This is a genomic window from Sphingobium sp. (assembly GCF_048594625.1).
GTDB lineage: Bacteria > Pseudomonadota > Alphaproteobacteria > Sphingomonadales > Sphingomonadaceae > Sphingobium.
Genome location: NZ_JBMDWL010000066.1, coordinates 1 through 12,934, shown reverse-complemented (window position 1 = coordinate 12,934; position 12,934 = coordinate 1). Strand labels below are relative to the sequence as shown.

The following is a 12,934-nucleotide window of genomic DNA, read 5'->3' as shown; positions in this document are numbered from 1 at the left end:
GAGGGATCGTACACCGACGTCGCGATCAACGGGATCATCCTGATCTCCTCGATCCTCGACTTCAGCCAGGCCGCCGACACGCCGGGCAACGAGCTCGGCTACGTCACCAATCTCCCATCGATGGCGGCGACCGCCTGGTTCCACGACAAGGTGCAGAACAAGCCCGCGACGGTCGAGGCGTTCGTCGAGGAAGCGCGCCAGTTCGCGATCGGCCCCTATGCCGCCGCGCTGCTGAAGGGGCAGGACATCAGCGCCCAGGAAGAGGACGCCGTCGCCCAGCAGATGAGCCGCTTCACCGGCCTGTCGGTCGATTACCTCAAGCGCGCGAACCTGCGTGTCAGCCTGTCGCGCTTCCGCAAGGAATTGCTGCGCGACGATCATGCGACGCTGGGGCGGTTCGACAGCCGGTACAAGGGCGTGGACGCGGACGCGGCGGGCGAAGAGCCGGAATATGATCCGTCCAGCACCGGGATTACGGGCCTCTATGTCGGCAGCTTCCTCGATCAGGTGACGAACAAGATCGGCTATAAGACCGATCTCAGCTATCGCCTGAGCGCGCGCGAGGGCGGCGACTTCAAATGGGACTGGAGCCATGTGTCGCCCGAAGGCGGGCGTCAGAATGTCGCGGACGTCACCGCCGACCTCAGCGCCGCGATGCGCACCAACCCGCATCTGCGCGTGCTGTCGCTGAACGGCTGGTACGACATGGCGACACCCTTCTTCTCGACCGAGCGTGACCTCAAGCACATGATGCTGGAACCCCAGCTGCGCCCGAACCTTCAGTTCAAATATTATCCGGCCGGGCACATGATTTACCTCAACCCGCAGGCGCTGCACCAGATGCGGCTCGACATGGAACGTTATTACGCGGAAGGCGCGCGCTGATTGCATCGGGCGCGGGGCCGGGCCATAATCGCCATTGAACCGCCACTGTTATAGTCACATATGACAGTCAGTGCGAAAGTCCTTTGGGAGATCACATGGCCAGCACCGCGCCCACCACGACTGCGACCGCCGATACGCTGAACCTGACGCCGCCCGATCCGGTGCCCGCGGTCGCGCCCGAAAAGGCGGCGGGCCTTGTCCCCATAGAGGATGAGAAGAAGTCGAAGCTGGACGAGAAGGTCGATGCCTTCGTCGCGGACCTCGTGGCGCAGGACGCCAATTCGCCCGAATTTGGCGCGCGCGTCGATCAGCTGACCAATATGGGCCGCAAGGAAATTGCGGAGGCGGCGGGCCATAGCAACCGCTTCCTCGACCGCCCGGTGCGCGCGATGGACAGCGATACGAAGGTCGGCGCGGATCTCGCCGAACTGCGTCGCACGGTCGAAGACCTTGATCCGGGCAAGCGCGGCAACCTGCTGGCGCCCAAGAAGCTGTTCGGCATCATCCCCTTCGGCAACAGGATGCGCGACTATTTCGACGGCTATAAAAGCGCGCAGGGCCATATCAATTCGATCCTGGGGTCGCTGGCCAGCGGCAAGGACGTCCTGATCAAGGACAATGCCGCCATCGATGTCGAGCGGCAGAATATGTGGGCCACCATGGGTCGTCTGGAACAGATGATCCATATCAGCAAGACGATGGACGCACGCCTCGAATCCAAGGCGCTGGAACTGGATTCGTCCGATCCGGCCAAGGCGAAGGCGATCCGCGAAAGCGCGCTCTTCTACATTCGCCAGCGCACGCAGGATCTGCTGACGCAGATGGCGGTGACGGTGCAGGGCTATCTGGCGCTCGATCTGGTCAAGAAGAATAATGTCGAACTGGTGAAGGGCGTGGACCGCGCCAGCACCACGACCGTGGCGGCGCTGCGCACGGCGGTGACGGTGGCGCAGGCGCTGGTCGGGCAGCGGCTGGTGCTGGAACAGATCAGCGCGCTGAACACCACCACCGCCAACATGATCGACCGCACCGGCGAACTGCTGAAAAGCCAGACCGCCCAGATTCACGAGCAGGCGGCGTCCAGCACGATCCCCATCGAAACGCTCCAGCGCGCCTTCCAGAATATCTATGACACGATGGATAATATCGACGCCTTCAAACTGAAGGCGCTGGAAAATATGAAGACCACGGTCAATACCCTGTCGGGCGAGGTCGAAAAGTCGAAAGGCTATATCGCCCGCGCCGAAGGTCAGGCGCAGGCCGCCAAGGAAGTGCGCGCCGACAATCCGCTGCTGAGCGCGATCGAGGGGTGAGAATGTTCGTCACCCACATCCGTTCGCTTCAAGCGTGTCGAGAAGCGTCTGGCGCCGCGATGCCGTTTCTCGACTCCGCTCGAAACGAACGAAGGTTGGTGCCATGAGCCGTTCCGACCGCGTGCTGGCCGATGCCGAAGCCGTTCTGCGCCGCCACAGCGAACGGGGACAAAGCTTGTCGTCCCGCGCACGCCAGCGGCGCAATGCCGGACTGATGCGCAAGGTGAAATATGCCTTCTGGGCGGTGCTGGCGGTCTTTCTGGCCAGCATGGTCAGTGGCTTCGTCGTGCCGCTGGGCACAACCGGCGTGATGATCGCGCTGGGCATCGCCATCCTGTGCGTCGTGATGATCGCGATGATGCCAGCGCAGGGTCAGGTCAGGACCGAAGCGCTTGCCCAGACGGAACTCACCGCCCTGCCGCTCAAGACCGAAATCTGGCTGGAAAATCAGCGAAAGGCCCTGCCCGCGCCCGCCGTGACGCTGGTCGACAGCATCGGCGTGAAGCTGGAAATGCTCAGCCCCCAGCTGGAACGACTGAACGATCAGGAACCGGCCGCGCAGGAAATCCGTCGCCTGCTGGCCGACCATCTGCCCGAACTGGTGACCGGCTATCAATCCATTCCCGCGCCGCTGCGCCGCGAAGAACGCAATGGCCGCGTGCCGGAAAAGCAACTGATTGAGGGGCTGTCCGTCATCGATGCCGAAATCGGCCGGATGAGCGAGAATCTGGCCAGCGGCGATCTGGACAAGCTGGCGACGCAGAACCGTTTTCTGGAACTGAAATATCAGGAAGCCAGGGAACTTGGGCAGTAACGCCGTCTTGATCCCTTTATGATCCACCTGACGCTCATCATCGTCGATTTTCTGACGGGTCTGCTGGCGGCGGGCGCATGGGCGCTGGCGTCCGCGGGCGGCGCGATCGCCGCGGTGGTGGGCGGCGGCTTTCTGGGCCTGTCGCTTTTCCGGCGCCTGCGCCGGAAAAGCTGATCGCCCCCGACCAGGCTATTCCATCGATGTAGGCGAAAAGTCGCCCCGAACGGTCATGACGCGTGCAGTTCGCCAGCGGACCGTTCGGGATCGCAACATTGCCGGGCTTTGGAGAGGCATGACAACGTTGTCCCGTCCCAATAGGCGATTCGGTTCCATCACGCAACCGCCTTTGGGTGGTAGATAGGAAAAGGGCGCGGTCGTCATGAATCGACCACGCCCCCTGCACGCCTCCTTGGCCGGAGAACCGATGTTTCAGCCCGCGTAAAGGTTTGTCGGCAATCCCCGCACGTCACAGTCCACCTCAAAGAAGCCGCCATCATATTCGGTGGCATCCTCCAGCCCTACGGTCGCGCTGCTGACGAACATGCGGTCCAGGTTCGGCCCGGCGAAGGTGATGTTGGTTACCTGCCGCGCAGGCAGGGCGATGGCGCGGTCGAGCTTGCCTTCGGGCGTGAAGCGGCTGATCCGGCTGCCGCCCCAATGGGCGACCCAGATATGCCCTTCCGCGTCCACGGTCATGCCGTCGGGATAGCCATCTTCCGCGCCAAAGCGGATGAACGGCTCCCGTTCCCCCGCGCCCGTTTCGGTGCGGCGGAACCGGTACATCTGCTGCTTGGCCGTATCGCTATGATAGAGCCACTGACCGCAGGGCGAGAAGGCGGGGCCGTTGGGCACGCGATAATCGCTGTCGATCACGCTCCAGCTGCGATCGGGCGCCAGACGATAGAGCGCGCCGCGATCATGCTCCTCGCTCATGTCCATGGTGCCGCACCAGATATGGCCCTGCGCATCCGCCTTGCCGTCATTCATCCGGTTGCCGGGGAAATGCGGTTCGGGGTCGCCGAACGGCGTGATGGTCAGCGGGTCGAGGCTGATTTCGGCAAAGCCGCTCTGGAACCCGCCGATAAAGCCGCCCGCCTCGCGCTCCGCGACCCAGCCCAGCGGTTCCGGCATCGCCCAGCGTTCGACCGCTCCGCCATCCAGCGACAGCCGGTTGAGCGCGGGGGTCAGGATGTCCACCCAGTAAACCGCATTGTCGCGCGCGGACCAGAGCGTACCTTCGCCCAGCACGTCCGCGACATCACGGTCGATCTTGCGCCATTGCGCCATCTTAACGGGCCACCGACAGGCGATAGACCATTTCATGATGGTAAGGCTTGCCCGGATCGACGCGGGCCGACACGAAGTTCGGCTTGTTAGGCGAATCCGGGAACTTCTGCGGTTCCAGCGCGATGCCGTCTCCCATGCGATAGACATGGCTCTGCTTGCCGATGAAGGTGCCGTCGAGGAAATTGCCGGTATAGAATTGCACGCCCGGTTCGGTGGTCAGCACTTCCAGAACGCGGCCCGACACCGGGTCTTCCAGACGCGCGGCCAGCCCCGGCACCTTCGTCAGCCCCTTGTCCAGCGCCCAGTTGTGATCGTAACCGCGACCGGCGATGATCTGCGGATCGCGACCGTCGCGAATGCCGTCGGCCACGCGGCGACCGTTGCGGAAATCGAACACGCTGCCTTCGACCGGCTTCAGTTCGCCCGACGGGATCAGATTGGCGTCGACCGGGGTATAGGCCTTGGCGGGGATGGTCAGCTTATGCCCCATCGCGCCATCGGGCGATCCTTCGCCCTGAAGATTGAAGATCGCATGGTTCGTCATGTTGACGATGGTCGGCTTGTCGGTCTTCGCATCGAACGCGATGCCCAGGTTGCCCGCTTCGTCCAGCGTATAGGTGACGGTCACGTCCAGCTTGCCGGGATAGCCCGAATCGCCATCGGGGCTGGTCAGGCCCAGCACCAGGCTCGCCTTCGGCCCGCTCTTGACCGACACGACCTTCCACACCTGCTTGTCAAAACCCTTGCTGCCGCCATGCAGCGAATTGACCTTGTCATTGAGCGGCAGCTGATAGGCCTTGCCATCGATGCTGAACTTGCCGCCCGCGATGCGATTGGCATAGCGGCCCACGGTGACGCCGAAGAAGTTCGGAAAATCGACATAGCCCTTGAGGTCGTCATAGCCGAGCAGCACGTCCGCGACCTTGCCCGACTTGTCCGGGCCGGACAGCGACTGAAGCGTCGCGCCATAGGTCAGGATTTTTGCCGACACACCCGCGCCGTTTTTCAGCGTGATGGTTTCGACCGCTTCGCCATTGGCGGTGCCTGCCGGTGCGCGGGTCGCTTCGGCGGCAACCGCGGTCCCGCTTGCGAGGATTGCGGCCGACAAGGCCGTCCCGCTTGTAAGGCCCAGAATCAGTGCGTAAGACAACGCTGTTTTCATATCGACGACCTTTCGCATGGACTTCCTCCCGGTAACGCTACGCCCATTGACGGGCGGTTGAGGGGGATATACTCCGACAAAATAAGCGTAGGCAACCCTTGATCGGGCGACACGCTACTGGAACTGCACTGGAGAAGGATGAATGGCAGGACCGATTTCCTCAGGCGCGGGGGCAACCGCGACCTATAATCCCGGCACGCGCTACGGCCCCGCGCTCGCGCTGCTTGCCAGCCTCTTCTTCATGTGGGGCTTCATCACCGTCATCAACAACACGCTGCTGCCCCATCTGCGCAGCGTGTTCGACCTCAGCTACACCCAGACGACGCTGATCGAATCGGTGTGGTTCATCGCCTATTTCTTCGCATCGATCCCGTCGGCGAAGCTGATCGAGCGGGTCGGATACCAGAAATCGATGGTCATCGGCCTGCTCATCATGGCGGCGGGCGCGCTGGGCATGACGGTGGCGGCATCCATCCCCTCCTATGGCGTGACCTTGGTCATGCTGTTCGTCATCGCCAGCGGCATCACCCTGCTGCAGGTTGCGGCCAACCCCTATGTCGCGGTCGTGGGCAAGCCCGAAACCGCCTCCTCGCGCCTCAATCTGGTGCAGGCGATGAACTCGATGGGCACCATGCTGGCCCCGATGTTCGGCGCCTACCTGATTCTCGGCCGGTCGAAGGGCGGCACGGCGCAGGGCGAAGTCGTCCTGACGCAGGCCGAACGCCTGGCCGACGCGCAGTCGGTGGTCCTGCCCTATGTGCTGGTCGCCGTCGTGCTGGCGGTGCTGGCGGTGGTGATCGCCCGCTTCCCGCTGCCCGCCATGGGCAACGCGACGCAGCGCCACAACAAGGAAGAGCGCAAGAAGCATTCGCTGTGGAACCATCGCAATCTGGTGTTCGGCATCCCCGCGATCTTTATCTATCTGATCGCGGAAATCGGCGTCGCCAACCTGTTCATCAACTTCGTCAGCCAGCCCAATATCGCCAACCTGACCCACGAACAGGCGGGCAATTACCTGACCCTGTTGTGGGGCGGGATGATGGTCGGCCGTTTCGCGGGTTCGGCGATCATGCAGAAGTTCGATGCGGGCCATGTCCTCGCCGCCTTCTCGATCGGCGCTTTCATCGTCATGCTCGTCACGGTCTTCACCACCGGCCCGGTCGCCATGTGGTCGCTGATCCTGGTCGGCCTGTTCCATTCGATCATGTTCCCGACCATCTTTACCCTCGGCATCAAGGGCCTTGGCCCGCTGACCGAGGAAGGATCGGGCCTGCTGATCATGGCCATCGCGGGCGGCGCGCTGGTGGTGGTGCAGGGCTGGCTGGCGGACCATTATGGTCTGCAGACCAGCTTCCTGCTGACTGCGGCCTGCGAACTCTACGTTCTCTTCTACGCCCTTTGGGGATCGAAGACGACCAACGCCCTGCCCGATCAGCAGATCGACGCCTAAGCGTCGACCGCGAACCGGCAGCATGGAAAGGGGCCGGGGCGCATGTCGCTCCGGCCCCTTCTGCTTTGGCGCATTTTGTCCAGCACCCTTCCCACGGACGACGCAGAGCCCTATCTGCCCCGCAATCCCGACGCTTCAAGGCAGAACCATGGCCGATATTCTCCTCTTTTCCTACGGCACGCTGCGTCAGGCCGATGTGCAGATGGCGCTGTTCGGGCGACGGGTGGAAGGGACGCCGGACGCGCTGCCCGGCTTTGCCAGCCGCATGATCGAAATCACCGACCCCGACGTCATCGCCAAAAGCGGCACGCGCTGGCACCCGATGGTCCAGCCCAGCGACGATCCGGCGGACGCGGTGGAAGGCCTGCTGTTCCGTCTGACCGCGCAGGACATCGCCAGCGCCGATGCCTATGAAGTCGATTATGTCCGCCGCGAAGTGACACTGCGGTCGGGCCTCACCGCCTATATCTATGGCGAACGGGCAGAGAATCACGCCGCATGATCGTCCGCCCGCGCCCCAGCCTGATCGACATCGCCTTCACCGTACGCGGCTCCGTCCTGCCGCGCATCAAGGGGCGGTTGCTGGTGATCGCACTGCTCGGCGTGGCCGCCGTCCTGACCGCGCACGCGCATCCGGGCATTTTTTCGCAGATCAGCGCCATCCCCTTCACGCTGATCGGCATCGCGCTGTCGATCTTCATGAGTTTTCGCAACAACGCCTGTTACGACCGCTGGTGGGAAGGGCGCAAATTATGGGGATCGCTGATCATCGCCTGCCGGTCCTTCACCCGGCGCGCCGCGATCCTGGATGAAGCGGATCGCCGCCTGCTGCTGACCGGCCTGTCGGCCTTTACCGCGGGCCTTGCCGCCCGGTTGCGCCGCACGGACGAACGGGGTACCATTGCCGCCCATGGATTTGACGGCCCCTGGCTGGACGCCGTCAACCCGACCGACGCCCTGCTCCAGCATCTGGGCCGTCATTGCCTGCATCTGATGCGCGACGGTCGGATCGGCCCCATCCATCACAGCCTGCTGGAGGAACAGCTGCACCTGCTGTCGCAGGTTCAGGCCGGGTGCGAACGCATCCTCCTCACGCCCCTGCCCTTCACCTATTCGCTGCTGCTGCATCGCACGGCGATGATCTTCTGCCTCGCTTTGCCCTTTGCGCTGGCGGGGACGCTCGGCTGGTGGACGCTACTGCCGGCCCTTCTGGTCAGCTACACCTTCTTCGGCCTCGATGCGCTGGGCGATCAGTTGGAGGAACCCTTCGGCCTTGAGCCCAACGACCTGTCGATCGACGCCATGACCCGCATGGTGGAACGGGAAATGCTGTCGGCTCTGGGCGAATCGGATCTGCCGCCGCCCATCGAGCCGACCCATAATGTGCTGACCTGATCTATCCTTCCCTGATCTATCCCTTCATCGCGCTGGCCGTATCCTCCAGCGCCAGATCGACCAGTACCCCCATCGCCTCTGCCGCCGCCTGCGCATCGCCCGCCGCAATCGCGTCATAGACGCGCACATGGTCGGGAATGGGGTTGCGCGGCAGGGCGCGGGCGCGCTGCTTGAACTGGGTGGTCCAGTTGACCGCCGCGCCGATGCTTGCCGTCAGCGTCAACAACGCGTCGTTGCGGGTCGCATGCAGGATGGCGTTGTGGAAATCGCGATCCGCCGCCCGCCCCGCTTCGGTCGCCAGCGTATGGCGCCGCATCGCCGCCAGCGCATCCTTCATGATGCGCAGATCTTCCTTGTCGCGCCGCTGTGCCGCCAGCCGCGCGGCGGCAGGCTCGACGATGGCGCGCAGTTCGAACAGGTCGCGCACGAACTGCACGTCGGGTTCTCCGGCAAAGGCCCATGCCAGCACTTCGGGGTCCAGCAGGTTCCACCGGTTGCGCGGCAACACCCGTGTCCCCGCCTTGGGTCGACTTTCCACCAGCCCCTTGGCCGTCAGCACCTGTATCGCCTCGCGATAGGCGCTGCGCGAAACCTCCAGTTCCTCGGCAAAGGCCACTTCACCGGACAGGGTATCGCCCGGCTGATATTGGCCGGACAAGATCGCCATGCCCAGCTTATGCGCGATCGCGCCGTGCAAACGCCGCCCCGGTCCGCGCACCGCCTTGGCGCCGTTGCCATTGTCCGTCTCGTCCCCTTGCAAAGACGGATTTTCCTTCACCATTCGCGCTCCTCTCGCCTTTCCCCCAATCAGGCACATCCATCCCTATAATACAAGGATTGCCATTACCATCTTCCTGTAATATGTCGGAGTAATTATCGGATTCACCGCTGCCGCCGCGTCCTTCCGGGCGATTTCGGGCGGACGGCGGCTATCGCTTGCTATGGAAGTGGCGCCCGGTCGGGCGCGCGGGAGGAGAGTTTTCAATGACATTGCGCCTGTTGCAGCATCGTTCGGACAGCGGTGAACGGTCGGTCATCGCCGCGCAGGGCGATGCGGCTCATATCGTGCCGGGTTTCACCACCATCCGCGCACTGGCGCTGCATGCCATCGCGCAGGGCATTGATCTCGCCGCCGCCGTGGCGGCCGCTGGCACGGGCGACGCCGTCGACATCGCCGCCGAATTTGCCGCGAACCGCCTGCTCGCCCCCATTGATCATGAAGATGGCGCGCATGTCCAGCTGACCGGCACCGGCCTCACCCATCTCGGCTCCGCCGAAGGCCGCGACAAGATGCACCGCGAAGCGGCCGCCGTCGAAAAGCAGACCGATTCGATGCGCATGTTCCTGGAAGGCCTGGAAGGCGGCAAGCCTGCCGCCGGGCAAGTCGGCCAGCAGCCCGAATGGTTCTACAAGGGCGACGGGTCGCAGCTGGTCGGCCCGAACGACGCGCTCACCATGCCCGCCTTTGCCAAGGATGGCGGCGAAGAACCCGAACTGGCTGGCATCTACATCATCGGCGAAGACGGCACCCCCTATCGCATCGGCCTCGCGCTCGCCAACGAGTTCAGCGACCATGTGACCGAACGCCACAATTATCTGTGGCTCGCCCACTCGAAACTGCGTCAGGCCGCGCTTGGCCCCGAACTGCTGGTCGGCACCCCACCCGAACATATCGAAGGCGCCAGCCGCATCATCCGCAATGGCGAAACCATCTGGGAAAAGCCGTTCCTGTCGGGTGAAGGCAATATGTCGCACAGCTTCGCGAATCTGGAACATCATCATTTCAAATATGATCTGTTCCGCCGCGCGGGCGACGTGCATGTCCATTTCTTCGGTACCGCGACCCTGTCGTTCAGCGACGGCATCGTGCCGCAGGAAGATGACGTGTTCGAAATCATCGCCGCGCCCTTCACCCTGCCGGTGCGCAACCCGCTCAAGCGCGCTGCCCCCGTTCAGGTCGCCGTCCAGCAGCTCTGAACGTCAGGCACATGGACCCGATCCGCATCGCGATCGTGGGCATAGGCAAGATCGCCCGCGATCAGCATGTGCCCGCGATACTGGGCAACAGCGCCTTCAGCCTGGCCGCCACCGTCAGCCCGCATGATGCGGGCCTTGTCGGGGTACCGCATCATGCCAGCCTGGACGACTTGCTCGCCCAGGGTCCGGCGGTGGACGCCATTGCGCTGTGCACCCCGCCGCAGGTCCGCTACGACCTTGCGACGCAGGCCCTGAAAAAGGGCATCCACCTCTTCCTCGAAAAGCCGCCCGGCGCGACTCTGGCGGAAGTGGACGCGTTGAAGGCACAGGCCGACAAGGTCGGCGTCAGCCTGTTCGCCGCATGGCACAGCCGCTTCGCCGCCGGGGTCGCCCCGGCGCGGGCGTGGCTGGCCGAACGGCGGATCGACAAGGTGTCGATCGTCTGGCGGGAGGATGTCCGTGTGTGGCATCCGGGTCAGGCATGGATCTGGCAGCCCGGCGGCCTTGGCGTGTTCGATCCGGGCATCAACGCCCTGTCCATCGTCACCCATATACTGCCGCGCCCCTTCTTCCTGAAGGACGCGACACTGGTGCTGCCCGAAAACCGCGCCGCGCCGATCGCCGCCGACCTTGCCTTCCGCGACACGGCGGGCGCGCCGATCCATATGGATCTCGACTGGCGGCAGACCGGCCCGCAAAGCTGGGACATCATCGTCGAAACCGATGCGGGGACGCTCAAGCTCAGCCATGGCGGCGCGGTCCTGACCCTGCCCAGCGGCACCGACCATGGTGAGGATGTCGAATATGCGGGCCTTTATGCCCGGTTCGCCACGCTGATCCGGGGCGGCCGTTCGGACGTTGACACCAGCCCGCTGCGCCTTGTTGCCGACGCTTTCCTGCGCGGCACCCGCGAAATAACCACCGCCTTTCACGACTGAACATTCCAACAGGGAGAGGAATATGATGAAGTTCTTGCGCCGTGCTTCCGCTGCGCTGCTGCTGAGCGCCAGCGCGCTGTCCACGACGGGCGCGCTCGCCGACACCAATGGCAAGCCGACGACCGCGACCATCCACGCCGACACGCCCGGCCCGGTCTATGACAAGGCGATCTTCACCCAGTTCGCCGAACATCTGGGCAACGGCATCTATGGCGGCCTGTGGGTCGGCAATGACAAGTCGATCCCCAATACCAACGGTTTCCGCAACGACGTGATTTCGGCGCTGAAAAATCTGTCGGTGCCAATCATCCGCTGGCCCGGCGGCTGCTTCGCTGACGAATATCACTGGCGCGAAGGCGTGGGACCAAAGGCCAAGCGCCCGGTCAAGATCAACACCCATTGGGGTGGCGTGACCGAACCCAACAGCGTGGGCACCCATGAATTTTTCGAACTGATCCGTCAGGTCGGGGCGCAGGCCTATGTTGCGGGCAATGTGGGCAACGGCACGCCGCAGGAAATGGCCGAATGGGTCGAATATATGACCTCGCCCGCCGGCAGCCTCGCCGACGAACGCGCGAAGAATGGCCATAAGGAACCTTGGGCGGTTCCCTATTTCGGCATCGGCAACGAACTGTGGGGCTGCGGCGGCAATATGCGCGCCGAATTCGCGGCGGACGAAACCCGTCGCTACGCCACTTTCGTGAAGGCGCCCGCAGGCACCCGGATCATGAAGATCGCGGCTGGCGCCAATGTGGACGATTATAACTGGACCGAAACCATGATGCGCCTCGCGGGCGACAAACTCGACGGCCTGTCGCTGCATTATTATACCCTGCCCCAGGGCGGATGGCCGCCCAAGGCGCACCCGGTCAATTTCGATGAAAATGGCTGGGCCGACGCGCTGAATGGCGCGCGCAAGATGGATGAGCTGATCACCAAGCACAGCGCCATCATGGACAAGTACGATCCCAAGAAGCGCGTCTTCCTGGCGGTCGACGAATGGGGCAGCTGGTATGCGCAGGACGAAGGCACCCATCCCGGCTTTCTGCGTCAGCAGAATACGCTGCGCGACGCCCTGATCGCGTCGATCCACCTCGACATCTTCGCCAAACATGCCGATCGCGTGCGCATGACCGCCATCGCGCAGATGGTGAACGTGCTTCAGGCGATGATCCTGACCGAAGGTAAGAAGATGGTGCTGACGCCCACCTATCATGTCTTCGAAATGTACAAGCCGTGGCAGGATGCAACGGTGCTGCCGATCGACATCCAGACCCCCTGGTATGCCAAGGATCAGTATACCATGCCCGCCGTCAGCGGCTCCGCCGTTCGGGGCAAGGATGGCAAGGTCCATGTCGGCCTGTCGAACCTTGACCCCAATCAGCCCAATACCGTGACGGTGAAGCTGGATGGCCTCAATGCCGCGACCGTCACCGGCCGCGTGCTGACAGCATCGGCGATCAATTCCCACAACACGTTCGACGCGCCCGAAACCGTCAAGCCTGTCGCCTTCACCGGCGCGCAGGTCAGCGGCGGCACGCTGACCGTCACGCTCCCGGCCAAGTCGGTCGTGGTGCTGGAACTGAACTAAGCTGTTTGGAGCGGGCGGTGGGTGGAATTACCGCCCGCTCCATCCTTTCTACCTAGTGCTCCTGCGAAAGCAGGAGCACTTAGTTTACCTATGGAGAGGTCACGATGGCCCGACACCTCATG

Annotated in this window: 12 protein-coding genes and 1 pseudogene; 10 read left to right on the top strand and 3 right to left on the bottom strand. The window is 63.5% G+C overall.

Going from position 1 to position 12,934, the window contains the following annotated elements; translation table 11 throughout:
* The 4 genes and pseudogenes from ACOJSJ_RS08180 to ACOJSJ_RS08165 all read left to right on the top strand — a co-directional run.
* Positions 1-885 (top strand): annotated as a pseudogene (locus ACOJSJ_RS08180) (peptidase S10); the annotation flags it as partial.
* A gap of 95 nt (positions 886-980) precedes the next feature.
* Complete coding sequence (locus tag ACOJSJ_RS08175) at positions 981-2,198, top strand: toxic anion resistance protein (protein ID WP_420144493.1); 1,218 nt, start codon at positions 981-983, stop codon at positions 2,196-2,198.
* A 103-nt stretch (positions 2,199-2,301) separates the two neighbouring features.
* Entirely contained in the window at positions 2,302-3,012 is a 711-nt protein-coding gene (locus tag ACOJSJ_RS08170) for a hypothetical protein (protein ID WP_420144492.1), read from the top strand.
* 18 nt (positions 3,013-3,030) lie between these two features.
* On the top strand, positions 3,031-3,186 hold the full coding sequence (locus ACOJSJ_RS08165) for a hypothetical protein (RefSeq protein ID WP_420144491.1): 156 nt from the start codon (positions 3,031-3,033) through the stop codon (positions 3,184-3,186).
* A gap of 255 nt (positions 3,187-3,441) precedes the next feature.
* On the opposite strand, the gene ACOJSJ_RS08160 is transcribed toward ACOJSJ_RS08165, so the two are convergent.
* Positions 3,442-4,299: an SMP-30/gluconolactonase/LRE family protein gene (locus ACOJSJ_RS08160; RefSeq protein WP_420144490.1), complete on the bottom strand. Its 858-nt coding sequence runs from the start codon at positions 4,297-4,299 to the stop codon at positions 3,442-3,444.
* Position 4,300: 1 nt separating this feature from the next.
* Positions 4,301-5,479, bottom strand: a complete 1,179-nt coding sequence (locus ACOJSJ_RS08155; protein ID WP_420144489.1) for an aldose epimerase family protein — start codon at positions 5,477-5,479, stop codon at positions 4,301-4,303.
* Positions 5,480-5,603: 124 nt separating this feature from the next.
* Here ACOJSJ_RS08155 and ACOJSJ_RS08150 point away from each other — a divergent pair, with 124 nt between their 5' ends.
* From ACOJSJ_RS08150 to ACOJSJ_RS08140, 3 genes are all read left to right on the top strand, one after another.
* Positions 5,604-6,911, top strand: coding sequence for a sugar MFS transporter (locus ACOJSJ_RS08150; RefSeq protein ID WP_420144488.1), 1,308 nt, complete (start codon positions 5,604-5,606; stop codon positions 6,909-6,911).
* Between the two features lie 148 nt (positions 6,912-7,059).
* Entirely contained in the window at positions 7,060-7,413 is a 354-nt protein-coding gene (locus ACOJSJ_RS08145) for a gamma-glutamylcyclotransferase family protein (RefSeq protein ID WP_420144487.1), read from the top strand.
* Positions 7,410-8,306, top strand: a complete 897-nt coding sequence (locus ACOJSJ_RS08140; protein ID WP_420144486.1) for a bestrophin family protein — start codon at positions 7,410-7,412, stop codon at positions 8,304-8,306. Before ACOJSJ_RS08145 ends, ACOJSJ_RS08140 begins: the two co-directional genes overlap by 4 nt.
* Before the next feature lie 16 nt (positions 8,307-8,322).
* On the opposite strand, the gene ACOJSJ_RS08135 is transcribed toward ACOJSJ_RS08140, so the two are convergent.
* Positions 8,323-9,087 carry a FadR/GntR family transcriptional regulator gene (locus ACOJSJ_RS08135; protein ID WP_420144485.1) on the bottom strand — a complete coding sequence of 255 codons (765 nt, stop codon included), beginning with the start codon at positions 9,085-9,087 and terminating at the stop codon, positions 8,323-8,325.
* A gap of 203 nt (positions 9,088-9,290) precedes the next feature.
* Between ACOJSJ_RS08135 and araD1 the strand changes: the two genes are divergently transcribed.
* Genes araD1 through ACOJSJ_RS08120 form a run of 3 tightly spaced genes read left to right on the top strand, consistent with a single transcriptional unit; the run spans position 9,291 to position 12,812 of the window.
* Complete coding sequence (gene araD1, locus ACOJSJ_RS08130) at positions 9,291-10,283, top strand: AraD1 family protein (protein WP_420144484.1); 993 nt, start codon at positions 9,291-9,293, stop codon at positions 10,281-10,283.
* A gap of 11 nt (positions 10,284-10,294) precedes the next feature.
* A complete protein-coding gene (locus ACOJSJ_RS08125; protein WP_420144483.1) occupies positions 10,295-11,221 on the top strand; it encodes a Gfo/Idh/MocA family protein in 927 nt (308 codons plus the stop codon).
* 22 nt (positions 11,222-11,243) lie between these two features.
* Positions 11,244-12,812 carry an alpha-N-arabinofuranosidase gene (locus tag ACOJSJ_RS08120; protein ID WP_420144482.1) on the top strand — a complete coding sequence of 523 codons (1,569 nt, stop codon included), beginning with the start codon at positions 11,244-11,246 and terminating at the stop codon, positions 12,810-12,812.
* Positions 12,813-12,934 lie beyond the last annotated feature (122 nt).

Bases quoted from the DNA above. Each gene is read 5' to 3' on its own strand.
- ACOJSJ_RS08175 (WP_420144493.1), top strand. From the start codon at position 981: ATGGCCAGCACCGCGCCCACCACGACTGCGACCGCCGATACGCTGAAC.
- ACOJSJ_RS08170 (WP_420144492.1), top strand. From the start codon at position 2,302: ATGAGCCGTTCCGACCGCGTGCTGGCCGATGCCGAAGCCGTTCTGCGC.
- ACOJSJ_RS08165 (WP_420144491.1), top strand. From the start codon at position 3,031: ATGATCCACCTGACGCTCATCATCGTCGATTTTCTGACGGGTCTGCTG.
- ACOJSJ_RS08160 (WP_420144490.1), bottom strand. From the start codon at position 4,299: ATGGCGCAATGGCGCAAGATCGACCGTGATGTCGCGGACGTGCTGGGC.
- ACOJSJ_RS08155 (WP_420144489.1), bottom strand. From the start codon at position 5,479: ATGCGAAAGGTCGTCGATATGAAAACAGCGTTGTCTTACGCACTGATT.
- ACOJSJ_RS08150 (WP_420144488.1), top strand. From the start codon at position 5,604: ATGGCAGGACCGATTTCCTCAGGCGCGGGGGCAACCGCGACCTATAAT.
- ACOJSJ_RS08145 (WP_420144487.1), top strand. From the start codon at position 7,060: ATGGCCGATATTCTCCTCTTTTCCTACGGCACGCTGCGTCAGGCCGAT.
- ACOJSJ_RS08140 (WP_420144486.1), top strand. From the start codon at position 7,410: ATGATCGTCCGCCCGCGCCCCAGCCTGATCGACATCGCCTTCACCGTA.
- ACOJSJ_RS08135 (WP_420144485.1), bottom strand. From the start codon at position 9,087: ATGGTGAAGGAAAATCCGTCTTTGCAAGGGGACGAGACGGACAATGGC.
- araD1 (WP_420144484.1), top strand. From the start codon at position 9,291: ATGACATTGCGCCTGTTGCAGCATCGTTCGGACAGCGGTGAACGGTCG.
- ACOJSJ_RS08125 (WP_420144483.1), top strand. From the start codon at position 10,295: ATGGACCCGATCCGCATCGCGATCGTGGGCATAGGCAAGATCGCCCGC.
- ACOJSJ_RS08120 (WP_420144482.1), top strand. From the start codon at position 11,244: ATGATGAAGTTCTTGCGCCGTGCTTCCGCTGCGCTGCTGCTGAGCGCC.